This is a genomic window from Nocardioides daedukensis, assembly GCF_013408415.1.
GTDB classification, from domain to species: Bacteria; Actinomycetota; Actinomycetes; order Propionibacteriales; family Nocardioidaceae; genus Nocardioides; species Nocardioides daedukensis.
Genome location: NZ_JACCAA010000001.1, coordinates 646,039 through 668,918, shown reverse-complemented (window position 1 = coordinate 668,918; position 22,880 = coordinate 646,039). Strand labels below are relative to the sequence as shown.

Here is a 22,880-nt window from a genome sequence, read left to right as displayed (position 1 = left end):
CAACCAGAAAGCCGAGAAGTGACAGCAACAGCCGAGAACGTTCGCTCTGCCCTCGAGGTCGACAAGGTGGAGTCCCACCTGCACCCGGAGGGGTCGTTGAACGTCGACGACCACACCGCGCCGACCGGTCGCGAGGAGATTTGGCGGTTCACCCCGCTCAAGCGCCTGCGTGGCCTCGCCAGCGACGCCACCTACGCCTCGTCGGGGACCACGGTCGCCACCTTCAACACCCCCGACGGTGTCCGGGTCGAGACGGTGTCGGGTGACGACGCCAAGGCCCTCCGCGGGATCAGCGACCTGGTTCCGAACACCCTGTTCGGAGCCCGGATCCTGGCCGAGGTGCCCGACACGTTGCTGGTCGACGTACCGGCCAACGCCGAGGTGACCGAGCCGATCATCGTCGACGTCACCGGCAGCGACGCCAGCAGCACCGAGGGTGCCCACGTCGCACTCCGGTTCGGTGCCCACTCGAGTGCCGTGGTCGTCCTTCGCCACACCGGCAGCGCCTCGCTGGCACAGGTGGTCGAGGTCAACGTCGGTGACGGCGCGCACGCCTCGGTCGTGTCCTTGCAGGACTGGGCCGACGACGCCGTTCACCTGAGCCACCACGAGGCCGTGGTCGGCCGCGACGCCTCCTACAAGCACGCGGCAATCAGCTTCGGCGGCGACGTGGTCCGGATGGACTCCAACGTGCACTACGCCGGTCCGGGTGGAGCTGCGGAGATGCTCGGTCTCTACTTCGCCGACGCCGGCCAGCACATCGAGCACCGGCTCTTCGTCGACCACGACGCGCCCAACACCAAGAGCAACGCGGTCTACAAGGGCGCGCTGCAGGGCGAGGGCGCGCACACCGTGTGGATCGGCAACGTGCTGATCCGCAAGGTCGCCGAGGGCATCGAGACGTTCGAGGAGAACCGCAACCTGGTCCTCACCGACGGCTGCCAGGCCGACTCCGTGCCCAACCTCGAGATCGAGACCGGCGAGATCGCCGGCGCCGGTCACGCCTCGGCAACCGGTCGCTTCGACGACAACCAGCTCTTCTACCTGCGCTCGCGCGGCATCGAGGAGAACGAGGCCCGCCGTCTCGTCGTGCACGGCTTCTTCAACGAGCTGGTCTCGCGGATCAACGTGCCCGAGATCGAGGAGAGGCTGCTCGAGACGGTCGAGGCCGAGCTCTCCAAGAACGTGCTGAAGGCGTTCTGATGGCGTTCGTCCGTGCCTGCGCGGCCACCGAGGTCCCCGAGGACGAAGCCCTCGGGGTGAGTCTCGACGGCCTGGACGTGGCGATCGCCCGCGACGGCGACGAGTTCTTCGCCGTCCAGGACCTGTGCTCCCACGCTGCCGTTCCCCTCTCCGAGGGCGAGGTGGCCAACTGCACGATCGAGTGCTGGCTGCACGGTTCGACCTTCGACCTGCGCACCGGCAAGCCGACGATCCTCCCGGCCACTGAACCGATCTCCACCTTTGCGGTGGAGGTCCGGGGAGACGAGGTCTTCGTCGACACCAGTGAGCCACTCAACGGCGTCAAGCCCTCCTGACCACACTGACCATCTCGCCCGGTCGCCCCGGGCAACCACAATTGGAGAGAAGATTCATGAGCACCCTGGAGATCAACGACCTGCACGTCTCCGTCGAGACCGAGGACGGCCCCAAGGAAATCCTCAAGGGCGTCACCTTGAGCATCAAGGACGGCGAGACGCACGCGATCATGGGCCCCAACGGGTCCGGCAAGTCCACCCTGGCCTACTCGATCGCCGGCCACCCGAAGTACACCGTCACCAGCGGCACGGTCCACCTCGACGGTGAGGACGTCCTCGAGATGTCCGTCGACGAGCGCGCCCGCGCCGGCCTCTTCCTCGCCATGCAGTACCCCGTCGAGGTCCCCGGCGTCTCGGTGTCGAACTTCCTGCGCACCGCCAAGACCGCCATCGACGGTGAGGCCCCCAAGCTCCGCACCTGGGTCAAGGACGTCAACGCCACCCTCGAGAAGCTCGACCTCGATGCCTCCTTCGGCACCCGCTCGGTCAACGAGGGCTTCTCCGGTGGTGAGAAGAAGCGCCACGAGATCGCCCAGCTCGAGCTGCTGAACCCGAAGGTCGCCGTCCTCGACGAGACCGACTCGGGCCTCGACATCGACGCGCTCAAGGTCGTCTCGGAGGGCGTGAACCGCTTCTCGGAGGCCAAGGACAAGGGCGTCCTGCTGATCACGCACTACACGCGGATCCTGCGCTACATCAAGCCCGACTTCGTCCACGTCTTCGTCGCCGGCAAGGTTGCCGAGTCGGGCGGTCCCGAGCTGGCCGACGAGCTCGAGGCCAACGGCTACGACAAGTACGTCAAGGCTGCGGTCTGATGCAAGGACTCCTCCCTGAGCTGGAAGTCATCCGCAACGACTTCCCGATCCTGCAGCGTCGCCTGGCCGGCGACCTGCCGCTGGTCTACCTCGACAGCGCCAACACCTCGCAGAAGCCGCAGGTGGTGATCGACACGATGGTCGACCACCTCGAGCGGCACAACGCGAACGTGGCGCGTGCGATGCACCAGCTCGGGGCGGAGTCGTCGGAGGCGTTCGAGGACGCCCGCGACAAGATCGCGGCATTCATCAACGCGCCTTCGCGCGACGAGGTCATCTTCACCAAGAACGCCTCGGAGGCGCTCAACCTGGTCGCGAACACGCTGTTGTGGGCGAAGGGTGACTGGTCGGACGGTGTCGGCGCCATCGGCGAGGGCGACGAGGTGGTCATCACCGAGATGGAGCACCACTCCAACATCGTCCCGTGGCAGTTGCTCACCGAGCGCAAGGGGGCGACCCTGCGCTGGTTCGGGCTCACCGAGGACGGCCAGCTCGACCTGGCCGGGATCGACTCGCTGATCACCGAGCGGACCCGCGTCGTGTCCTTGACCTGGGTGTCGAACATGCTCGGCACGATCAACCCCATCGCTGAGATCGCCCGTCGGGCGAAGTCGGTCGGTGCCCTGGTCGTGGTGGACGCCTCGCAGGCGGTTCCGCAGATGCCGGTCGACATGGCCGAGCTGGCCGCGGCCGGTGTCGACCTGCTCGTCTTCACCGGGCACAAGGTCGTCGGCCCCACCGGGATCGGTGTGCTCTGGGGGCGTCGCGAGATCCTCGACCAGCTCCCTGTCTTCCTGGGCGGTGGCGAGATGATCGAGACCGTCACCATGGAGAAGTCGACCTACGCCCAGATCCCGCACAAGTTCGAGGCCGGCACCCCGCCCATCGTCGAGGCGATCGGGCTGGGGGCTGCAGTCGAATATCTCGGCCACGTGGGGATGAACAACATCCGCGAGCACGAGCACGCGATCACCGCCTACGCGCTCGACGGACTGGCCACCGTGCCCGGCCTGAGCGTGCTGGGTCCGCGGGACGCCAAGCTGCGTGGCGGGGCGATCTCCTTCGAGCTCGACGGCGTGCACCCGCACGACGTCGCCCAGGTCCTCGACTCGCGAGGAGTCGCGGTGCGTGCCGGTCACCACTGCGCGAAGCCTGCGCACAAGCGCTACGGCGTACAGGCCTCGACCCGCGCGTCGTCCTACCTCTACACCACGCCGGGTGAGATCGATGCCCTCGTGGACGCGCTGGAATACACCCGCTCCTACTTCAAGTTGGACTGAGTGACATGAATTCTGATCTTGATGCCCTCTACCAGGAAATCATCCTGGACCACTACAAGAACCCGCTGAACAAGGGACTGCGCGACCCCTTCGAGGCGGAGGTGCACCACGTCAACCCGACCTGCGGCGACGAAGTCACCCTCCGCGTCCACGTCGCCGACGATGTCGTGCAGGACATCTCCTATGACTCGGTCGGTTGCTCGATCTCCCAGGCCTCGGCCTCGGTGATGACCGACCTGCTGATCGGCAAGAGCGTCGACGACGCCATGTCGGTCCTGACCTCGTTCCAGGAGCTGATGCAGGGACGAGGCACCGTTGAACCCGACGAGGACGTCCTCGAGGACGGCATCGCCTTTGCCGGAGTGGCGAAGTTCCCCGCGCGCGTGAAGTGCGCACTACTGTCGTGGATGGCCTGGAAGGACGCCACGGCGCAGGCCATCGACAAGGAGAGCACCCATGGCTGACCACAGTGACATTCCCGAAACCGCCCCCGGCGGCTCGACCGTGACCGTCGACGACGTGACCGAGGCGATGAAGGACGTCGTCGACCCCGAGCTCGGCATCAACGTCGTCGACCTCGGCCTGGTCTATGACCTCCACCTCGACGAGTCGTCCAACCTGGTCATCGACATGACTTTGACCTCGGCAGCCTGCCCGCTGACCGACGTCATCCAGGACCAGACCAACAGCGCACTCGAGGGCCTGGTCAACGACGTCGCGATCAACTGGGTCTGGATGCCCCCGTGGGGCCCGGACAAGATCACCGACGACGGTCGCGAGCAGCTGCGCGCCCTCGGCTTCAACGTCTGACCGAGGCCCGGCTACCGCCATACGCGCCACATCCGCCACACCCGCCATCCGGCAGGTGTGGCGGTTTGCGTGAGCGGTGTCCCCGAGCCCACCGGGGACTGCTCGTCGCGCTGACCCACTAGGGTCGAGTCGTGGACTCCCGGTCGTTGTTGCTGCCCCCGGCCCGCCTCGAGCGCTGGGTGGAGAACTTCGGTGCCGGGCACGGGGGCTGCGAGATCGCGGTGGCCCAGGGAGCACTCACCGGCACAGGCGGTGACGGGTCCACGTTCACCGCCCACCTGCCGTTCGGTCGGAGCTATGGCAACTCAGCCGACGTCGACGGGTTCGTGGCCGCCTGTGCGCCACCCTCGCCGTGGGGGATCCTGCTGGTCCGCAAGGGCGGGTTCGCAGTGGCGCGGCTCGAGGCCGACCGGATCGCAGAGTCGAAGGTGGGCCAGCGCCACGTGCAGGGACGCACCAAGGCCGGCGGGCAGAGCCAGCAGCGCTTCGCCCGACGTCGCGACAACCAGGCGCGCGAGGCCTATGCGGCGGCTGCCGGTCACGCGGCCCGCATCCTCGACGCCGAGATGGTCCTGGTCACCGGGGGAGACCGGGACGCCATCGGCGTTGTCCTGGAAGACCCACGGCTCCGCTCGCTGGCCGAGTGGGTGGTGGAGCCGTTCCTCGCGGTGCCGGACCCACGACGTTCCGTGCTGGAAAGCGCGATCGCGGACGCCATGTCTGTCAGGATGAGTGTCACCAACACCTGAGACGGGCAGGAGCCTGCGGATGTGGGAACCCGAACCCGGTTGGCAGCGCCTGTCCGGCGGAATGGGTGCGTCCACCGTCGGCGTGTGGCGCGACGGCGACCGGGTCGCCAAGCGGATCGAGGCCCCTCTGCGCGGTGATCCGGCGGACCTGTCGGACCCGTCGCACTTCGCGTGGTGGCGCCGGGCGGCCGAGATCGCGGCCAGCGGGCTGGTCGACGAGACACCAGGCCTGCGTGCCCCGGCCTGCCTGGGCATCGATGAGGACCAGGACGGCATCACCCTGTGGCAGGAGTACGTCGAGCCCGTGGCGCTGCCCGGGCCGTTCCTGGCCCGCGCACTCGGCCGGTTCGCGGGCACCCCGCTGCCCGAGGTGTCCTGGCTGGCGCGCAACCAGCTGGCCGACCGGCTGGCCAGGATCGAGCGCCGTGGGGGATGGACGACCCTGGCCCGCACCACCGTCGCGGACGTCGCGGATCGGTTGTGGACCCGACGCCCCGTCCACCTGGCCACCCTGGACGCGCTGCCCCGGGTGCTGCAGCACGGCGATCCGGTGCCGGCAAACCTGATCTCCCGCGCGGGCGAGGACGTGGTCGCGATCGACTGGTCGACCCTGGGTGTCGGCGCCGTGGGTGCCGACCTGGGCTACCTCTCGTTGACGGCACGCGAGGACTTCGCGGTCCTGGCCGAGGCCTATGCCGACGGTCTGCCCTCCGGGGTGGCGACGCCGACCGAAGTGGTCCACGGTGCCCGGATCAACGCCGTCTACACCGCGGTGAGTCGGGCGGAGTGGGCACTCGCCAGGGTGGCGGGCGGCCCCGGCGCACTGGCCGGGAAATATCGTCATCCATCCGTCGCGCCCTACCTGCGCTCGCTGCAACGACTCTTCGCACAGGTCGAGGCGCTGCTCTGAGGCGCGGCTGCGAGGCCTGGGCCGGGACCGGACCGAGGCCGGACAGGTGCAGGGTCACTTCCAGATGTTGCAGGCCTCGTACTTCCCGGAGTCGAAGCCCTTGCGGAACCACTCGATCCGCTGCTCCGACGATCCGTGCGTCCACTTGTCGGCGTCCACCCGGCCGCCGGTGACTTCCTGGATGTGGTCGTCGCCGACGGTGTAGGCCGCACCCACGGCCTCCTCGATGTCGGCGTCGTCGAGGTCGAGGATCTGCTCGCCGTTGTCGTCCTTGAGCGATTCGACGTGATGGGTCCACAGCCCGGCATAGCAGTCGGCCTGGAGCTCCAGCTTCACCGCGTCGCTGTTCGCGCCCTGCTGGGTCCGGACGTTCTTCATCTGTCCGGTGATGTTCTGGATGTGGTGGCCATATTCGTGGCCCAGGACGTAGGGCTCCACGAAGTCACCGCCCTTGCCGCCGAGCTGGCCCTCGAGGACCTGGTCGAAGAAGGCCGGATCGAGATAGATGGTTTGGTCTCCGGGGCAGTAGAACGGACCGACTGACGAGCTGGCGCCACCGCAGGCTGTGTTCACCGAGCCGCTGAAGGTGCGTGTGGGTGCCGCCTTGAACCCGCCCTTGAACTGCTGGGACCAGAAGTCCTCCAGCAGAAGGAGCACGGCCTTGCGGGCACAGTTCTCGTCGGTGTTGGCGTCCTCACCTGTCTTGCAGTCCTCATAGAGGCTGCCGTCGACACCGCCGGCGTTGTTGTGCGAGGCGCCGCCACCACCATCGCCACCGCTGGCGAACATCTGGAACAGCACGATCGCGACGACGATGATGAAGCCGATGATGCCGCCGCCGCCCGCCTTGCCACCGGGGATCGGAATCCTGCCGCCACCACCCCCGAAGCCGCCGCCACCGCCACCGCCGGATGCTCCCGAGACCTTGCCCGAGTCGATGCGTGCCTTGGGATTGAAACGCATGGTGCGTCCTTCCTGATGCCCGCACGGATGCGGGGGCGGGGGCTTCTCGCACGTAGACTATCCACCCTGATGATCACCGCCCAGCAACTCGAAGTCCGCGCCGGTGCTCGCCTCCTCATGGAGAACGTGAACTTCCGCGTCGCTGCCGGTGACAAGGTCGGTCTCGTGGGGCGAAACGGCGCCGGAAAGACCACCCTGACCAAGATCCTCGCCCAGGAGGCGCAGCCGGCCTCGGGCAAGGTGCTGACCTCCGGGGAGATCGGCTATCTGCCGCAGGACCCGCGCACCGGCGACCCCGAGGTCCTGGCGATGGACCGCATCCTGTCGGCACGCGGCCTGGATGACGTCGTACGCCGTCTCCGCACCGCCGAGATCGAGATGGCCTCGGAAGACCCGGTCGTCTCCGAGCGCGCCATGAAGCGCTACACCAACGCCGACAACGAGCTTCACGCCAACGGTGGCTATGCCGCCGAGTCCGAGGCGTCGACGATCGCCAGCAGCCTGGGCATCGAGGACCGGATCCTGACCCAACCGCTCAAGACGTTGTCCGGCGGTCAGCGCCGACGCGTCGAGCTGGCTCGGATCCTCTTCTCCAGCGCCGAGACAATGCTGCTGGACGAGCCGACGAACCACCTCGACGTGGACTCGATCGTCTGGCTGCGGGAGTTCCTGAAGGGCTACAAGGGTGGCCTGATCGTGATCTCGCACGACAACGAGCTGCTCGAGTCCACCGTCAACAAGGTGATGCACCTCGACGCGAACCGTGGCGAGATCGACGTCTACAACATGGGGTGGAAGAACTACCTCAAGCAGCGCGAGACCGACGAGCGACGCCGCAAGCGCGAGCGGGTCAACGCCGAGACCAAGGCCAAGACCCTCACCGACCAGGCCAACCGGATGCGAGCCAAGGCGAGCAAGGCCTCGGCCGCGCAATCGATGCTGAAGCGGGCCGAGAAGATGATGTCCGGCCTCGAGGGGGAGCGTCAGGCCGACAAGGTCGCGAAGATCAAGTTCCCGGCCCCGGCGCCGTGCGGGAAGACTCCGCTCACCGCCAAGGAATTGTCCAAGTCCTACGGATCCCTCGAGGTCTTCATGGACGTCGACCTGGCCATCGACAAGGGCAGCCGGGTCGTGATCCTCGGCTTCAACGGTGCCGGCAAGACCACCATGCTGCGGATCCTCGCGGGCGTCGACGAGCCGGACACCGGTGAGGTGATCCCCGGCCACGGCCTCAAGGTCGGCTACTACGCCCAGGAGCACGAGACGCTGGACGTGAACCGCACCGTCCTGGAGAACATGCAGGCTGCGGCTCCCCAGCTCACCGACACCGAGGCCCGCAGCGTGCTGGGTTCCTTCCTCTTCTCCGGCGACGACGCCCACAAGATGGCCGGCGTCCTCTCCGGCGGGGAGAAGACCAGGCTCGCCCTGGCCAGCCTGGTCGTCTCCAGCGCCAACGTCCTGCTCCTCGACGAGCCCACCAACAACCTGGACCCCGCCTCGCGCGAGGAGGTGCTGGCCGCGATCCGCACCTATCAGGGCGCGATCATCCTCGTCACCCACGACGAGGGCGCGGTCCGAGCACTCGAGCCCGACCGGGTCCTGCTCCTGCCCGATGGCGACGAGGACCTCTGGAACGAGGGGTACGCCGACCTGGTCTCCCTCGCCTGATCCGGTGCGACCCATGGGGAACAAGGTGTCGCCTGCCGTGGTTGGGACGAGGACGACGTGAAGGGGGATGGGCCAGTGTCCGGAATGAGCGGCATGGGTGCCACGTGGCGCAACCTGCGGGCCGATCGTGGGGTCCTGAGCAACCGCCTGGACCGTGGCACGGTCCGCCGGGTGCTCGCCTTCGCTCGTCCGCACCGCCGGTTGATCACGGCCTTCCTGCTGATCACCGTTGTCGAGGCCTGTCTTGTGGTGGTCACGCCGCTGCTGGTGCAGCGGATCGTGGACGACGGGGTGCTCCGCGGCGACGTCGGGCTGGTTGCCTGGTTGGCGGGTGGGATGGCCCTCACCGCGCTGATCGGCGGGGTGCTCGCGGTCTTCAGCGGTTGGTTCTCCTCGCGGATCGGTGAGGGACTGATCTTCGACCTGCGCACGCAGGTCTTCGCGCACGTCCAGAGGCAGTCGATCGCGTTCTTCACCCGCACCCAGACCGGCGCCCTGGTCTCGCGACTCAACAACGACGTCATCGGTGCCCAGCGGGCATTCACGTCCACGCTGTCGAGCACAGTGTCCAACTCCATCTCCGTGCTCGTCGTCGGCATCGCGATGTTCGCGCTGAGCTGGCGGGTGACCTTGGTCTGCCTGCTGCTCTTCCCGGTGCTGCTCCTGGCCTCGCGCTGGGTGAGTGACAAGCTCGCGGGCCTGACCCGTGAGCAGATGGACGGCAACGCCGACCTCGGCAACGCGATGACCGAGCGGTTCAACGTCGGCGGCGCGATGCTGCTCAAGCTCTTCGGACAGCGGGACCGGGAGGACAAGCACTTCGCGGTCCGGGCCGCCGTGGTCCGCGACCTGGGTGTGCGGATCTCGTTGATCACCCGGATCTTCGCGGCCGTGATGATGACCGTGCCTGCGCTGGCCACCGCGCTGGTCTACGGAGTCGGCGGATATCTCGCCATCCAGGGAGACCTCAGCGTCGGGACCATGCTGGCCCTGGCCACGCTGCTGCTGCGGTTGCTCGGTCCGCTGCAGGGCTTGTCCAACGTGCGCATCGACGTGATGACGGCGCTGGTCAGCTTCGAGCGCGTCTTCGAGGTGCTCGACCTGCCCTCCCAGATCCAGGAGCGAATCGACCCGGTCGACCTGCCCAACCGGGCCTCGAGCGTCGAGTTCGAGAACGTCTCGTTCAGCTATCCCCGGGCCGAGGAGGTGTCCTTGGCGTCGCTGGAAGTGGTCGCACGCAGTGAGTCACGCGACTCCGGGCCGGTCCTGCACGACATCAGCTTCACCGCGGCACCCGGGGAGATGGTGGCCCTGGTCGGTCCCTCGGGCGCCGGCAAGACCACGATCACGCACCTCGTGGCCCGGCTCTACGATGCGACGGCCGGGACAGTGCGCGTCGGAGGGCACGACGTCCGCGACGTCTCCCTGGAGTCGCTGGAGGCCATCGTCGGCTATGTCACCCAGGACTCACACATGTTCCACGACACCATTGGCGCCAACCTCCGCTATGCCAAGCGGGACGCCACCGACGACGAGATCTGGGCGGTGCTCGAGCAGGCCCGGATCGCCGACCTGGTCCGGTTGCTGCCCGACGGCCTCGACACGGTCGTGGGGGACCGCGGCTACCGACTCTCCGGTGGTGAACGGCAGCGTCTGGCCATTGCCCGGCTCCTGCTCAAGGCGCCTGCCGTGGTCGTCCTCGACGAGGCCACCGCCCACCTCGACTCGGAGTCCGAGGCCGCCGTCCAGCGTGCCCTGAAGGCCGCCCTGGCCGGACGTACGTCGCTGGTGATCGCGCACCGACTCTCGACGGTCCGCTCGGCCGACCGGATCCTGGTCGTCGACGGTGGACGCGTCGTCGAGTCGGGCACCCACCAGGACCTGCTGGCGCTCGACGGCCTCTACTCGGTGCTGCACCGGACCCAGCTGATCGACGACCTGGCCGAGCCCGTCACCTGACCGGCTTGCGGGCCGGCTTCTGGGACGTCTTTCGGGCTGGCTTCCTGGCTGGCTTACGTCGCGACCGGGCGTGGGTCTTGCCGCGGTACTCATCGACCGCCATCCAGATGAAGCCGACGATGGCGAGCACGCCGAAGAACCACCACTGCAGGCCGTAGAAGAAGTGCGGGCCGTTGCCGGTGTCGGGGAGCTCGGCGCGCTCGAGGGATTCTGCCGGCTCGGGGGTCTCCGTCTCGAGGTCCACGAAGCCCCGGTATGCCCCGATGTCCAGCGCCTCGGCGATGCGAGTGCTGGAGATCGCCCGGGTGGACTGGGCGCTGACCTTGGTGGAGTCCCCGGTGGCGTCCTGGCGGACCCAACCGGTGATCGTCACCTCACCCGAGGGCGGCGCCGGTACGTCGGCAGCCGACGACGTACCGCTGTTACCGGTCGACATCCAACCCCGGTCCACCAGCAGTGCGGGCCCCTCGCGCGGCACCAGCGGTACCAGCACGTCCACGCCCGAGGCTCCGTCGCGGGTGCGGTAGCGCACGATGATGGTGTCGGCGACGTCGTAGGTCCCGGTGGCGCGCACCTTCTTCCACTGGGCGCTGTTGGGGACCGGCTCGTCGGGTGCGAGGACGTCCTCGACCGGGACGGGGTCGGCGTGCACGTTCCGCTCGATCACCTCGTTGCGGTCCTTGCGGTCCTCGAGTCGGTGGAACTGCCACTCACCCAGGACCCAGGCCAGCCAGCTGAGCAGGATGACGACGACGAAGAACAGGACCCAGCGTCGGCTCAGCAGGAAGGAGAACTTGCGCACCAGTCGAGGCTATCGGCAGCCACCACATGGTCGAGCGGCGGGCAAGCAGGTGGGCTTCTGTGGTCGGCGACACTAGGATGGTCGAATGATGCAGCTCAGTGATTCCTACGGCCGGGTGGCAACGGACTTGCGGGTCTCGCTGACCGACCGCTGCAACCTGCGCTGCAACTACTGCATGCCGGCAGAGGGCCTGGACTGGCTGCCGGACGAGTCGGTCCTCAGCGACGACGAGGTGGTCCGCCTCGTCGACATCGCGACTCGACTCCTCGGCGTGGAATCCGTGCGGTTCACCGGTGGTGAGCCGCTCGTACGCCGTGGCCTGGTCGGCATCGTGCAGGCCACCGCCGCACTGGCCCACCGCCCCGAGATGTCCATGACCACGAACGCCCTCGGGCTGGCCAGGTCAGCCGACGCGCTGGCAGCCGCCGGCCTGGACCGGATCAACGCATCGCTGGACACCATCCGCGCCGAGACGTTCGCCGAGATCACCCGGAGGGACCGGCTCCACGACGTCCTCGAAGGGCTCCGCGCAGCGAAGGCCGCCGGCCTGGGCCCGGTCAAGGTGAACGCAGTGCTCCTGCGTGGCGTCAACGACGACCAGTCGCCGGAGCTGCTGCGCTGGGCGCTGGCCGAGGGCTACCACCTTCGGTTCATCGAGCAGATGCCCCTGGACGCGCAACATGCCTGGAACCGCGAGGCAATGATCACCGCCGACGAGATCCAGACCCGACTGGAGAAGGAGTTCACGCTCTCACCCGCCGTGGAGCCACGGGGGAGTGCTCCCGCGGAGCTCTTCACGGTCGACGGCGGCCCGGGCACGGTCGGGATCATCGCCTCGGTCACCCGGCCGTTCTGCGGGGACTGCAACCGGGTCCGGCTGACTGCCGACGGCCAAGTGCGCAACTGCCTGTTCGCGCGCAGCGAGTCCGATCTGCGGGCGCCGCTGCGAGCAGGAGCCTCGGACGAGGAGATCGCCGAGCGCTGGGTGACCGCGATGAGCAGCAAGCGTCCCGGTCACGGGATCGACGACCCGTCGTTCCTGCAGCCGACCCGGCCGATGTCCGCGATCGGCGGCTGATCACTCAGGAACCGGTGTCCACCTGGGCAGCCGGTTCCACCTCGCGCAGGAAGTTCCGGGCGGCGAGGAAGTCGCCGAGGGACTCACGGTGGGCCTCACAGGCGAGCCAGGTCTTGCGACGCTCCGGCGTGTGGATCTTGGGGTTGTTCCACAGCAGCGCCCAGGCGGCGCTCTCCTGGCATCCCTTGGCCGAACAGCGCAGTTCTTCGCTCACCGGGTGACTCCTTCCTTCGACAAGGCAGATGCCGGACGGCCACGGGGGAAGCCGTCCGGCATCGCACAGCGAGTTCGAACGGGGGTAGCGAACTCGCATTACCAAGCATGGCACGGCGGGGGCGTGAACCCAACGGGGCAGGGATGCGAATTGTCAGCGGGTCGGACCGATCTCGCGGCCCAGCCAGTCGGTGCCCCGCAGGGGCATCTCCGAGCGCGGCTTGGGGGTCGAGCTGGCCAGCACGACCGCGACGTAGGGGAGCACGACGGCTCCGGCGATCAGCACCCAGCGCAGCCAACCGGGCCCGACGGCCACGGCACCCACGAAGCAGGCCGTGCGGATCGCCATCGAGAACAGATAACGCTTCTGCCGTGCGGCAATGTCGCTGCCCCGGGAGGGGGCAGCAGTGGTGATCCGGACGGCTTCCGGACCGGATCGCTCATCCCGCGTGGCCATGGAGCAATGGTACGTCGCTAGGCTCAAGGTCCGGCTTCGGCCCGAACCCCTTCAGGAGGAATCATGAGCGACCGCACCTACCGCGTCACCGAGATCGTCGGCACGTCCCCCGACGGCATCGACCAGGCCATCCGCAACGGCATCGAGCGGGCTGGCAAGACGCTGCGCCACATCGACTGGTTCGAGATGACCCAGGTCCGCGGACAGGTCAAGGACGGCCAGGTCGAGCACGTCCAGGTCGGGCTCAAGCTCGGCTTCCGCCTCGAGGACGAGTGACCTCATTCGACTCACCCGCCCTACTCCCCGGTAGTCGTTCTCATTAGGGATACCCCGCGGTAATCAATAGCGTCGTCGACCGTGAGCAGATCAGTTCTCGTGACCGGCGGCAACCGTGGGATCGGCCGGGCCATCGCCCAGGCGTTCCTCGACCAGGGCGACAAGGTGGCAGTGACCACTCGTGATGGCGGGGCCCCCGAGGGGGCCCTCGACGTCCGGTGTGACATCACCGACCAGGAGCAGGTCGACGCCGCCTTCAAGTTGATCGAGGCCGAGCACGGCCCGGTCGAGGTGCTCGTCGCGAACGCGGGGGTTACCCGCGACACCCTGCTGCTGCGGATGAGCGAGGACGACTGGGACTCGGTGATCGCCACCAACCTGACCGGCACCTTCCGGGTGGCCAAGCGCGCTGCCAAGGGCATGCTGCGCCTGCGTCGTGGCCGAATCATCCTGATCTCCTCGGTCGTCGCGCTGCTCGGCTCGCCGGGCCAGGTCAACTACGCCGCCTCCAAGGCCGGACTCGTCGGTATGGCGCGCTCGATGGCCCGCGAGCTTGGGTCCCGCTCCATCACCACCAACGTCGTGGCCCCCGGTTTCGTCGCGACCGACATGACCGATGTGCTGCCCGACGAGCAGAAGGCTGCCTACCAGTCGCAGATCCCGCTGGGCAGGTTCGCCGACGTCGCCGACGTCGCCGGTGCGGTGACCTGGCTCGCCGGGGACGGGGCGGCATACGTGACCGGCGCGGTCATCCCCGTCGACGGCGGCCTCGGCATGGGCCACTGACCCGTGACATCCCTCATCCCCGCCGTTCGCCGGCACTGACCAAGGAGCACGACGCAATGGGCATTCTCGAAGGCAAGCGCATCCTCGTCGCCGGAGTCACGATGGACAGCTCCATCGGCTTCGCGGTGGCCAAGGTCGCCCAGGAGCAGGGCGCCACGGTGCTGATCTCCAACTTCGGCCGCGCACTCGGCATCACTCGACGCATCGCCAAGCGGTTGCCCGTGGAGCCGCCGGTGCTCGAGCTCGACGTGACCGACCCCGACCACCTGGCCGGCCTCGAGGCGCAGGTGCGCGAGCACGTGGACGGTCTCGACGGTGTGGTCCACTCCATCGCCTACGGCAACCCGGAGACTCTGCTCGGCGGGAAGTTCCTCGAGGGCCCGTGGGATGACGTCGCCCAGGCTGTCCAGGTCTCGGCCTACTCCCTGAAGTCCCTCGCCGTCGCCACCCGGCCCTTGATGGCCGACGGGGGTTCGCTGGTCGGCCTCACCTTCGACGCCACCGTCGCGTGGCCGGCGTACGACTGGATGGGTGTGGCCAAGGCCGGCCTCGAGTCGACGTCGCGCTACCTCGCCCGCAACCTGGGCGCCGACGGCATCCGCTGCAACCTGGTCTCGGCAGGTCCGTTGCGGACGCTGGCAGCAAAGGCGATCCCCGGTTTCGAGGACCTCGAGAACATGTGGAGCGACAAGTCGCCGCTGGGCTGGGACAACACCGACCAGGAGCCGACCGCGCGCGCCGTGTGCGCCTTGCTGTCCGACTTCTTCCCCGCGACCACGGGCGAGATCGTCCACGTCGACGGCGGGTTCCACGCCATGGGCGCCTGAAGTCACCAAGGGTTCGCTAGCGTTCGCCGGGTGACTCCCTCACTCGTCGAGCTCAGGGTCCTCGAGGGACCGAACCTCTACTTCCCGCGCGCGGCCATCAAGGTCACGCTCGACGTGTCGACCCTTGCGTCGGCACCGACCGATCGGGCAGTGCGGTTCGCCAAGCGGATCGGGCTGCCCAACGCACGACCGGGAGAGCCGGAGTCCGGCTTCCGGCAGCGCTTCGCCGTGCGTGCGGTCGAGCGCCTGGTGCGTGCCATAGCGCGGGAGTCCGGCACCTCCCGGCTCGCCGTGCGGGTGCGGACCACGAGCGATCCGCACCGGATCGTCGTCGCCTATCCCTGGCGCCACCGGGAGCGGGCCCAGGCACTCGGTCGTGCCGTGGCGCAGGTGCTCGACGCGTTGCCCAGCGAGGACATCGAGTCTGTCGTGGGGAGCGCGGCGCAGAGCGTCGGTGTCTCTCCCGACGGAGCCGCCCCACACACCATCAAGCCCCGCATTCCCGTTGTCGCGGTGACCGGGACGAACGGCAAGACGACGACGTCGCGGATGATCGCGCACATCGCTCGCGTGGACGGGCGACTCGTCGGCTGGTCCAACACCGACGGCATCTATGTCGACGGCGAGATGGTCGAGGCCGGCGACTACTCCGGACCCTCAGGTGCCGGCCGGGTCCTGGCCCACGAGCAGGTCGAGCTCGCGGTCACCGAGACGGCGCGCGGGGGCATCCTGCTCAAGGGCATCGGCCTGACCCGCAACGACGTGTCGGTGGTGACCAACGTGACCGCCGACCACCTCGGCCTGCACGACATCGACACCGTCGACCAGCTCGCCGAGGTGAAGTCCGTGGTCCCGTGGATCACCAAGCCATCCGGCTGGGCCGTGCTCAACGCCGACGATCCGCGAGTCTTCGCGATGCGCAACATCACCAAGGCCCAGCCCTGGGTCTTCTCCCGCGACCCTGACTCACCCAACCTCCGTGAGGTGCTCGGCTCCGGCAACGGTCGGGCCACCACCGTCATCGACGGCTGGGTCTGTGTCCTCACGCCCGGGTCGGACGCCGACCCGCTGATCGAGCTCGTGGACGTGCCGATGACCTTGGCCGGGCTGTCCCGGTTCAACGTCGAGAACACTCTCGCCGCGGCCTCGGCGTCACTGGCGATCGGCATCCCGCGGGAGATCGTGATCGAGGGGCTGCGGACCTTCCTTCCCGATGCCGAGCACAATCCCGGCCGGATGAACTTCTTCACCCTCGGTGACCTCTGCGTGGTGATGGACCTCGCCCACAACGAGGCCGGTCTGGAGGCCCTGATGGAGATCATGAACGGCGTACGCCCGCCCGGTGCGCGGCTGCTGCTGGGCCTGGGCGTCGTCGGGGATCGCTCGGACGAGCTGATCGCGAAGCTGGGTGAGATCGGGGCGCGTGACTCCGACCAGATGGTGATCGCGCACAAGGAGCGCTACCTGCGCGGCCGCACCCGCGAGGAGCTGGAGACCCTGATGCGCGGCGGAGCCGAGCGGGTCGGGGTGAGTGATGTGCCTGCACATGCCACCGAGGTGGAGGGCCTGGCTGCCCTGGTCGAGATGGCCGAGCCCGGCGACGTCGTCGGAATCATGTGTCATGCCGAACGACAGGAGTGCTACGACTGGATCGCAGCCCACGGCGGCGTCGCGGACTCGCCCGCGGCACTGGCGGCCAAGGTGCGCCGGGCTCAATCACAGGCACAGGCCTAGGCCCGAGCCGATCCCCGGGCACAGTGCCCGAGCGACCAGACCGCGAAGGATCAGGGAGCGTCGACGGCACCCGGTCGGGTGTCGAGGTCGAGGTCACCCTCGACCAGGAAGCCCAGCAGCCCGTTCACGGAGCTGGTGGTGTGCTGCTCCCCGGCCTCCCAGACCGCGGCCTCACCGGGTCCCACGGTGCGTTGGTCACCCTGGCCGCCGGTGACCGTGGCGTCCCCGTCGATCACGAGGAGCAGCTGACGACCGGGGGCCGGGTGGCCCCCGATCGTGCCGCCGGGCTTGAGCCGTACGACGACCAGGTGGGCGTCGGCCGAGATGCCGAGCGCCCCCACCGAGAAACCGATGCTGTCGTGGGCATCGATCATCCGGTGGGGGATCGCGCCGAGATGGAAGACCCGCACCTCAGCCCTCGGCGGGGGGAACGAAGTCCGGGTCGGCCAACGGCAGGTCGTCGTTGGAGGCAGAACCGGCCTGGGCCTGGTTGGACCAGTCCTCGAGCTCGGCCATCACCCGGGAGTGCTGGTCGACGCAGACCACGACCAGGTCGCCCCGGTTGGCCCGGGACATCGCGTGCCGGACGGCGTCGATCTCGTCCAGGATGATCTCCACCTGCTTGCAGCGGGCACCGCCCTCCCGGGCCTCGCGCACGCCTTCGGCGACGAGCTCGGCGATCTCACCGCGCTGGCGTCCACGCAGCTGCTGGTCCTCGCGCACGATGACGACGTCGAAGTGCTGCGCGGCCACCCGGCCCAGGTCGCGCATGTCCTCGTCGCGGCGGTCACCGGCGGTGGCGATGACGCCGATCCGGGACGGCCGGGCGAGGTCATGGGCCAGGGACTCACCGATCCGGTCCACGAAGTCACCCAGGGCACGCATGCCCGGGGCGTTGTGGCAGTAGTCGACGAGGACGTTGACGCCGTTCACCTCGACCTCGTTGAGGCGTCCGGGGGAGAGGTAGTAGTTCGTCGAGAACGTCCGCAGACCCTGCCGGATGTCGTGCAGAGGAGCACCCGCAGCGAACGCGGCCGCGGCGGCGCCCATCACGTTCTGCACGTTCATCCGGGCCTTGCCGCCGAACGTGGCCGGAAGCAGGTGGGTCCAGGCCAGCTGCATCTCACGCCGACCGTGCTTGACCACGATCATCTCCCCGCGCTCCGACGGGGCGAGGATCAGCGCCTTGCCGCCGCGGCGACAGTGTGCGTCGATCATCTCGCGCGCCTCGGAGCCCGGCTCGTCCATCGAGAACCACACGACCTGCCCCGAGCAACGTCGGCGCATCGCGCGGACCAGCGGGTCATCGGCGTTGAGCACGGCGTGCCCGTCGCGGGGCACCGCCTCGACCAGGACGGCCTTCACGTCGGCCAGCTGCTCGATGGTGTCGATGCCGCGAAGACCGAGGTGGTCGGGCGCGACGTTGAGGACCACGGCGACGTCGTTGCGCTCATAGCCCAGGCCCTCACGCAGGATCCCGCCACGGGCCACCTCGAAGACAGCGAAGTCGACGCGGGGGTTCTGCAGCACCATGCGTGCCGAGCGTGGGCCGGAGGCGTCTGCGCGGATGGTGAGCCGTTCGTCGATCACGACGCCGTCGGTCGAGGTCATCCCGACCTTGCGGCCCATCCCCTTGAAGATGTGGGAGATCATCCGGCTGGTCGTGGTCTTGCCGTTGGTGCCGGTCACCGCGACGATCGGGATCCTGGAGGTCGCCCCGGGCGGGAAGAGCATGTCCACGACCGGCTTCGCGATGAACTGGGGCTCGCCGATGGTGGGGTGCGTGTGCATCCGGAAGCCGGGAGCCGCGTTCACCTCGCAGATGGCCCCGCCGGTCTCGCGCACCGGTTGGGTGATGTCGGGACAGATGAAGTCGATGCCGGCGATGTCGAGCCCGATCATCCGAGCCGCCTCCTCAGCGATCTCGACGTTCTCGGGATGCGCCTCGAAGGTGCGGTCGATCGAGATGCCTCCGGTCGACATGTTGCCGGTCAGGGCCAGCTTCACCGTCACCCCGGCGTCGGGTGTGCTGGTCATCTCGAAACCCTGGTCGCGAACCCTCTCGATCGCGGCGTCATCGACCGTGATCCGGGTGAGCACCTTCTCGTGCCCGACGCCACGACGCGGATCCGCGTTGGCGAGGTCCACCAGCTCTTCGATCGTGCTCGTCCCGTCGCCGGTCACCGAGGCGGGGACCCGCTCCGCGACCGCCACCATGCGGCCGTCGATGATCAGGCACCGGTAGTCCTTGCCGGTCACGAACGACTCGACGATGACCGACCCGCGGCGCGACTGCTCGCGCGCGATCTCGAAGGCCTCACGCACGTCGTCGTCGGTGAGCAGGTCGAGGCAGACGCCGCGCCCGTGGTTGCCGTCCAGCGGCTTCACCACGACGGGGAACCCGATCCGGTTCGCCACCGCGACGGCCTGGTCCGCCGTACGCACCGAGTCCTGCTTGGGGACCGGGAGGCCGGCCGCACTGAGCAGCCGGGTGGTGAGGTCCTTGTCGCTGGCGATGTCGACCGCGATCGAGCTGGTCTCAGAAGTCATCGTGGCGCGGATCCGCTGGGCGTGGACACCCTGGCCGAGCTGGACCAGGGAGTGCTTGTTGAGGCGGATCCACGGGATGTCGCGGGACACGGCCTCGTCGATGATGGCCTGGGTGGAGGGCCCGAAGGCGGTGCGCTGGGCACGCTTGATGAACGCTTCGAGCTCGGCCTCCCAGTCGAAGTCCGGGTCGGCCTCGACCAGGTGGTTGACCAGGCGTACGGCGAGCTGGCCCGCGGCCAGGCCCACCTGTTCGTCGACATAGCCGAAGATCACGTTGTAGTGGCCGGGCTTGCCCTTGACCTGGCGGGTCTTGCCGCGGCGGATGTCGTGGCCGACGACCTGCTGCAGCGCGAGGGCGCAGTGCTCGGCCACGTGGCCCAGCCAGGTGCCCTCGTTGAGGCGCTCCACGAAGCCACCGCGGCGCCCGCGCGAGCAGGTGTGCTCACGCAGTCCGGGGAGCATCTGCAGGACGTTGTCGGTGAACCCGGGGATGGTGTTGGTCGGGAACTCCTCGAGCCGACCGAGGTCGACGACGAGGTGTACGGAGCGGTCGTAGGACCAGATGTTGGCACCGCGATAGACCCGCGTCTCGACGATCCTCAGGTCTGCAGTCGGGCGTCCGCCGGTGAGGGGGATGTCGGTCATGAGGTCTCCTCCGTGCTGTGGTGGCCAGAAGTGGTCTCCGGGCGGGTGGCAACCGGCCAGTCCCTCCGCCTCGAACGGGTCTTGCGCCGCCTCAGCACGGACGGTGAGACGTCGCCGGCGGCAATGTCACGCGCCAGTCGGCGCAGGTCACGCCCGGCCTCGGCGATCTGCTCGGCCTCCGACGCGTCGTCGGCGGCGTCTCGGGCGATCAGGGTGCGCGCGGTCAGGTCGAAGGCGGCGCCCGCAGGCAACGCGTGCAGGATGACCCCGGAGGCCAGGATCGGGTGCGAGCGGGATGCCTCGTGGGCGTTCGAGACAATGTGCGACGGGTCAAGGATGGTGACCGCACCACGGCCGATCACCCGCAACACGCGCCGGTCGTCCTCGAAGGTGACGACCGCGGCGGTGTCCTCGTCGACTCCCATGCCGAGCAGCTGCGGCGACTGGGAGACGATCGTGAGCAGGCGCCCATAGCGGTTGCGCTGCTCGAAGTGCTGGTCGATGACCGACTCCGGCAACAGCCCGAGTCCGGCCGCCACCTGCGTCATCCGCTGCTTGGCAGTCGCGCCACCGGGTCCGAAGGCGACCATGTGCGAGGACTGGATGCTCGCCCCGGCCGAGGTGCCGGCGATGACCGCACCGCGACGGTGGGCGGCATGGATCGCCTCGGCGAACGGCGTACCGCTGATGGCTCCGGAGAGCTTGAGCTGGTTGCCACCGGTCATGAAGATCCCGGTTGCCTGTGACAGCGCCTCGACGAACGCCGGGTCGTGGGAGTGCTCGCGGGTCTCGGGTCGCACGGAGGACACCTGCGCGGCGCCGAGCTTGCGGAAGACCGAGTCATAGACCTCCACGATCTCGGGTCCGAGTGAGGAGGCGGTCGCGATCACCGCGATGCGCGCGTGGGGACCACCTGCTGCCTTGACGAAGTCGCTGAGGACGGTGCGCTGACGCAACTTGTCCTCGGCGCCTCCGATGATCATCAATGGTCCTGGGGCGGGGGGTGGGATCGCGTGCTCACTCTCCGTAGACATGACAGGCAGGCTAGCCGGTGGGACCATTGCGACGTGAACACCACGTCTCGCAGGCTTGCCCTGATGCGCCACGCCAAGGCAGTGCCTTCCGCCCCCGAGGACCACGCGCGAGACCTCACGTCCTCCGGTCGCGAGAGCGCTCGGGAGGTGGGCGAATGGCTGGTGTCCTCCGGCTTCAGGCCCGGTCGGGCACTGGTCTCCGACGCTGCCCGCACCTCGGCCACCTGGGAGGAGGTCTCCGGCGCCGCCGGATATGACTGCCCTGCAGATGTGACGCAGGCGCTCTACACGGCGGAGCCGGACACCGCGCTGGACCTGATCCGTGCGGTCGACGACGAGGTGACGACCTTGATCGTCGTGGGCCACAACCCGACCATCTCGTTCCTGGCCCAACTGCTCGACAGCGGCGACGGCGACCCGGCAGCCGGGGCGTCGATGATGATCGGCTTCCCTCCGGCGTCGGTGGCACTCTTCGACTTCGACGGGGCGTGGGCGGACCTGGCGCCGACCGGTGCCACTCTGACCGAGTTCAGACCGGCGGTGCGGGAGTGACGATGCCTTCGGCCTCGTCGGCTGCCTCGATCTCCTCGCGCGAGATGCCGAGGAGATACATGATCGTGTCCAGGTAGGGCACGTTCACGGCTGTGTCGGCAGCCTCCTGGACGACCGGCTTGGCGTTGTAGGCGATCCCGAGCCCGGCGGCATTGAGCATGTCGAGATCGTTCGCGCCGTCCCCGATCGCGATCACCGACTTCTCGGTGACGCCGACCTGTTCGGCGAACCAACGCAGGGCGTCCGCCTTGCCGGCGCGGTCCACGACCTCACCCACGATCCGTCCGGTCAGCTTGCCGTCGACGACCTCGAGCTCGTTGGCGCGGGCGAAGTCGAAGCCGAGGTCCTCGGCGATGCGGTCGGTGATCTGGGTGAACCCACCCGAGACCATCGCGAAGCGATAGCCCAAGCGCTTCAGGGTGCGGATCATCGTCCGGGCGCCCGGTGCGAAGACGATCGAGTCGTAGACCTTGTCGAACGCCTCGGCCTCGATGCCCTCGAGGAGCGCCACCCGACGTCGCAGGGACGCCTCGAAGTCGAGCTCACCGCGCATGGCCTCCTCGGTGATCCGGGCGACCTCCGGCTCGCAGCCGGCGTGGGCGGCGAGCATCTCGATGACCTCGCCCTGGACCAGGGTCGAGTCCACGTCCATCACGATCAGTCGCATGCCGCGGCGGAGCAGCGACTCGGGCTGTACGGCGACATCGATGCCTTGGCGGGAGGCCTCGATGGCGAGGCCGGTCCGCAGCGTGTCGGTCTCCACGCCCGAGACGTGGAGCTCGATCGCGGTGACGGGATAGCGCGCCATCCGGTCGATCCGGTCGATGTTGCCGCCGGAGTCGGCGATCCGGCCGGTGATGGCTGCCAGCACCGACGCCTTGAGCGGGGCGCCGATGACGGTCACATGGCTGCGGCCCTGGCGACGACGCTTGTTGTCACCACTGCCCCGGTCGACTTCGACGCTCATCCCGAGGTCCTCGGCGGTCTTGTGGATCTTCTCGCGCAGCTTGCGCCAGTCGCGGGGCGCCGTGACCAGGACGCCGAGGATCAACCGGCGTCGAAGGACGATCTGCTCGAGGTCGATGACCTCGACGCCCGCGCCCGCAAGGGTGCGCAGGATCCCTGACGTGACCCCGGGACGGTCCTTGCCGGTCAGGGTGATCAGCAGGGTCTTGGGTGGGTCGCCAGCAGCGTTCACAGCAGTCTCGTTCATCGCAGGGTCGAGGCTAGCGCT

General features: G+C 68.5%; 24 protein-coding genes. 16 read left to right on the top strand and 8 right to left on the bottom strand.

Annotated elements, in window-relative coordinates; all coding sequences use genetic code 11:
* The first annotated feature begins 18 nt into the window (after positions 1-18).
* The 8 genes from sufD (at position 19) to BJ980_RS03310 (ending at position 6,102) form a co-directional block, all read left to right on the top strand.
* Entirely contained in the window at positions 19-1,203 is a 1,185-nt protein-coding gene (gene sufD, locus BJ980_RS03345; RefSeq protein WP_179500978.1) for a Fe-S cluster assembly protein SufD, read from the top strand.
* Entirely contained in the window at positions 1,203-1,538 is a 336-nt protein-coding gene (locus BJ980_RS03340) for a non-heme iron oxygenase ferredoxin subunit (protein ID WP_179500977.1), read from the top strand. The genes sufD and BJ980_RS03340 overlap by 1 nt, the downstream gene beginning before the upstream one ends.
* A gap of 56 nt (positions 1,539-1,594) precedes the next feature.
* Positions 1,595-2,353 carry a Fe-S cluster assembly ATPase SufC gene (gene sufC, locus BJ980_RS03335; RefSeq protein ID WP_179500976.1) on the top strand — a complete coding sequence of 253 codons (759 nt, stop codon included), beginning with the start codon at positions 1,595-1,597 and terminating at the stop codon, positions 2,351-2,353.
* A complete protein-coding gene (locus BJ980_RS03330) occupies positions 2,353-3,633 on the top strand; it encodes a cysteine desulfurase (RefSeq protein ID WP_179500975.1) in 1,281 nt (426 codons plus the stop codon). Before sufC ends, BJ980_RS03330 begins: the two co-directional genes overlap by 1 nt.
* Before the next feature lie 5 nt (positions 3,634-3,638).
* Positions 3,639-4,097 (top strand): Fe-S cluster assembly sulfur transfer protein SufU, encoded by a 459-nt coding sequence (gene sufU / locus BJ980_RS03325; RefSeq protein WP_179500974.1) that lies wholly within the window; start codon positions 3,639-3,641, stop codon positions 4,095-4,097.
* Complete coding sequence (locus BJ980_RS03320) at positions 4,090-4,443, top strand: metal-sulfur cluster assembly factor (RefSeq protein WP_179500973.1); 354 nt, start codon at positions 4,090-4,092, stop codon at positions 4,441-4,443. The genes sufU and BJ980_RS03320 overlap by 8 nt, the downstream gene beginning before the upstream one ends.
* 131 nt (positions 4,444-4,574) lie before the next feature.
* The gene (locus tag BJ980_RS03315) at positions 4,575-5,192 is read left to right on the top strand and encodes an acVLRF1 family peptidyl-tRNA hydrolase (protein ID WP_343047668.1); all 618 of its coding nucleotides are present in this window, start codon (positions 4,575-4,577) and stop codon (positions 5,190-5,192) included.
* Positions 5,193-5,211: 19 nt separating this feature from the next.
* Positions 5,212-6,102 (top strand): phosphotransferase, encoded by an 891-nt coding sequence (locus tag BJ980_RS03310; RefSeq protein ID WP_179500972.1) that lies wholly within the window; start codon positions 5,212-5,214, stop codon positions 6,100-6,102.
* 54 nt (positions 6,103-6,156) lie between these two features.
* Here BJ980_RS03310 and ypfJ read toward each other — a convergent pair whose 3' ends face one another.
* A complete protein-coding gene (ypfJ, locus tag BJ980_RS03305) occupies positions 6,157-7,065 on the bottom strand; it encodes a KPN_02809 family neutral zinc metallopeptidase (protein ID WP_179500971.1) in 909 nt (302 codons plus the stop codon).
* A gap of 69 nt (positions 7,066-7,134) precedes the next feature.
* On the opposite strand from ypfJ, the gene abc-f reads away from it, so the two are divergent.
* Both abc-f and BJ980_RS03295 read left to right on the top strand, forming a co-directional pair.
* Entirely contained in the window at positions 7,135-8,733 is a 1,599-nt protein-coding gene (gene abc-f, locus BJ980_RS03300; protein ID WP_179500970.1) for a ribosomal protection-like ABC-F family protein, read from the top strand.
* Positions 8,734-8,817: 84 nt separating this feature from the next.
* The gene (locus BJ980_RS03295) at positions 8,818-10,692 is read left to right on the top strand and encodes an ABC transporter ATP-binding protein (RefSeq protein WP_179503737.1); all 1,875 of its coding nucleotides are present in this window, start codon (positions 8,818-8,820) and stop codon (positions 10,690-10,692) included.
* On the opposite strand, the gene BJ980_RS03290 is transcribed toward BJ980_RS03295, so the two are convergent.
* Positions 10,685-11,494: an SURF1 family cytochrome oxidase biogenesis protein gene (locus BJ980_RS03290; RefSeq protein WP_179500969.1), complete on the bottom strand. Its 810-nt coding sequence runs from the start codon at positions 11,492-11,494 to the stop codon at positions 10,685-10,687. The two genes, BJ980_RS03295 and BJ980_RS03290, sit on opposite strands and share 8 nt — an antisense overlap.
* A gap of 88 nt (positions 11,495-11,582) precedes the next feature.
* On the opposite strand from BJ980_RS03290, the gene moaA reads away from it, so the two are divergent.
* On the top strand, positions 11,583-12,572 hold the full coding sequence (moaA, locus tag BJ980_RS03285) for a GTP 3',8-cyclase MoaA (protein WP_218855649.1): 990 nt from the start codon (positions 11,583-11,585) through the stop codon (positions 12,570-12,572).
* 4 nt (positions 12,573-12,576) lie between these two features.
* Here the strand turns inward: moaA and BJ980_RS03280 are convergent, their stop codons facing one another.
* Positions 12,577-12,786 (bottom strand): hypothetical protein, encoded by a 210-nt coding sequence (locus tag BJ980_RS03280; protein ID WP_179500967.1) that lies wholly within the window; start codon positions 12,784-12,786, stop codon positions 12,577-12,579.
* Positions 12,787-12,939: 153 nt separating this feature from the next.
* Entirely contained in the window at positions 12,940-13,242 is a 303-nt protein-coding gene (locus tag BJ980_RS03275; RefSeq protein WP_179500966.1) for a DUF3099 domain-containing protein, read from the bottom strand.
* Positions 13,243-13,305: 63 nt separating this feature from the next.
* Between BJ980_RS03275 and BJ980_RS03270 the strand changes: the two genes are divergently transcribed.
* The 4 genes from BJ980_RS03270 to BJ980_RS03255 all read left to right on the top strand — a co-directional run bounded on the left by BJ980_RS03270 (position 13,306) and on the right by BJ980_RS03255 (position 16,865).
* Entirely contained in the window at positions 13,306-13,518 is a 213-nt protein-coding gene (locus BJ980_RS03270) for a dodecin (protein WP_179500965.1), read from the top strand.
* 66 nt (positions 13,519-13,584) lie between these two features.
* Positions 13,585-14,304 (top strand): beta-ketoacyl-ACP reductase, encoded by a 720-nt coding sequence (gene fabG, locus BJ980_RS03265; RefSeq protein WP_425490352.1) that lies wholly within the window; start codon positions 13,585-13,587, stop codon positions 14,302-14,304.
* Positions 14,305-14,360: 56 nt separating this feature from the next.
* Entirely contained in the window at positions 14,361-15,131 is a 771-nt protein-coding gene (gene fabI, locus BJ980_RS03260) for an enoyl-ACP reductase FabI (protein ID WP_179500963.1), read from the top strand.
* A gap of 30 nt (positions 15,132-15,161) precedes the next feature.
* Positions 15,162-16,865, top strand: a complete 1,704-nt coding sequence (locus BJ980_RS03255) for a Mur ligase family protein (protein ID WP_179500962.1) — start codon at positions 15,162-15,164, stop codon at positions 16,863-16,865.
* Between the two features lie 50 nt (positions 16,866-16,915).
* Here the strand turns inward: BJ980_RS03255 and BJ980_RS03250 are convergent, their stop codons facing one another.
* Genes BJ980_RS03250 through BJ980_RS03240 form a run of 3 tightly spaced genes read right to left on the bottom strand, consistent with a single transcriptional unit; the run spans position 16,916 to position 21,043 of the window.
* On the bottom strand, positions 16,916-17,275 hold the full coding sequence (locus tag BJ980_RS03250) for a cupin domain-containing protein (protein WP_179500961.1): 360 nt from the start codon (positions 17,273-17,275) through the stop codon (positions 16,916-16,918).
* A gap of 1 nt (position 17,276) precedes the next feature.
* Positions 17,277-20,060: a cyanophycin synthetase gene (gene cphA, locus BJ980_RS03245; protein WP_179500960.1), complete on the bottom strand. Its 2,784-nt coding sequence runs from the start codon at positions 20,058-20,060 to the stop codon at positions 17,277-17,279.
* Positions 20,057-21,043, bottom strand: a complete 987-nt coding sequence (locus BJ980_RS03240) for a cyanophycinase (RefSeq protein WP_246279916.1) — start codon at positions 21,041-21,043, stop codon at positions 20,057-20,059. Before BJ980_RS03240 ends, cphA begins: the two co-directional genes overlap by 4 nt.
* A gap of 84 nt (positions 21,044-21,127) precedes the next feature.
* Between BJ980_RS03240 and BJ980_RS03235 the strand changes: the two genes are divergently transcribed.
* The gene (locus tag BJ980_RS03235) at positions 21,128-21,646 is read left to right on the top strand and encodes a SixA phosphatase family protein (RefSeq protein WP_343047667.1); all 519 of its coding nucleotides are present in this window, start codon (positions 21,128-21,130) and stop codon (positions 21,644-21,646) included.
* On the opposite strand, the gene serB is transcribed toward BJ980_RS03235, so the two are convergent.
* On the bottom strand, positions 21,624-22,859 hold the full coding sequence (serB, locus tag BJ980_RS03230) for a phosphoserine phosphatase SerB (protein ID WP_179500958.1): 1,236 nt from the start codon (positions 22,857-22,859) through the stop codon (positions 21,624-21,626). The genes BJ980_RS03235 and serB overlap by 23 nt on opposite strands.
* Between the last annotated feature and the right edge of the window lie 21 nt (positions 22,860-22,880).

Coding starts and splice junctions, on each gene's coding strand:
- BJ980_RS03340 (WP_179500977.1), top strand. CDS start 1,203: ATGGCGTTCGTCCGTGCCTGCGCGGCCACCGAGGTCCCCGAGGACGAA.
- sufC (WP_179500976.1), top strand. CDS start 1,595: ATGAGCACCCTGGAGATCAACGACCTGCACGTCTCCGTCGAGACCGAG.
- BJ980_RS03330 (WP_179500975.1), top strand. CDS start 2,353: ATGCAAGGACTCCTCCCTGAGCTGGAAGTCATCCGCAACGACTTCCCG.
- sufU (WP_179500974.1), top strand. CDS start 3,639: ATGAATTCTGATCTTGATGCCCTCTACCAGGAAATCATCCTGGACCAC.
- BJ980_RS03320 (WP_179500973.1), top strand. CDS start 4,090: ATGGCTGACCACAGTGACATTCCCGAAACCGCCCCCGGCGGCTCGACC.
- BJ980_RS03310 (WP_179500972.1), top strand. CDS start 5,212: ATGTGGGAACCCGAACCCGGTTGGCAGCGCCTGTCCGGCGGAATGGGT.
- ypfJ (WP_179500971.1), bottom strand. CDS start 7,065: ATGCGTTTCAATCCCAAGGCACGCATCGACTCGGGCAAGGTCTCGGGA.
- abc-f (WP_179500970.1), top strand. CDS start 7,135: ATGATCACCGCCCAGCAACTCGAAGTCCGCGCCGGTGCTCGCCTCCTC.
- BJ980_RS03295 (WP_179503737.1), top strand. CDS start 8,818: ATGAGCGGCATGGGTGCCACGTGGCGCAACCTGCGGGCCGATCGTGGG.
- moaA (WP_218855649.1), top strand. CDS start 11,583: ATGCAGCTCAGTGATTCCTACGGCCGGGTGGCAACGGACTTGCGGGTC.
- BJ980_RS03275 (WP_179500966.1), bottom strand. CDS start 13,242: ATGGCCACGCGGGATGAGCGATCCGGTCCGGAAGCCGTCCGGATCACC.
- BJ980_RS03270 (WP_179500965.1), top strand. CDS start 13,306: ATGAGCGACCGCACCTACCGCGTCACCGAGATCGTCGGCACGTCCCCC.
- fabI (WP_179500963.1), top strand. CDS start 14,361: ATGGGCATTCTCGAAGGCAAGCGCATCCTCGTCGCCGGAGTCACGATG.
- cphA (WP_179500960.1), bottom strand. CDS start 20,060: ATGACCGACATCCCCCTCACCGGCGGACGCCCGACTGCAGACCTGAGG.
- BJ980_RS03240 (WP_246279916.1), bottom strand. CDS start 21,043: ATGATCATCGGAGGCGCCGAGGACAAGTTGCGTCAGCGCACCGTCCTC.
- serB (WP_179500958.1), bottom strand. CDS start 22,859: ATGAACGAGACTGCTGTGAACGCTGCTGGCGACCCACCCAAGACCCTG.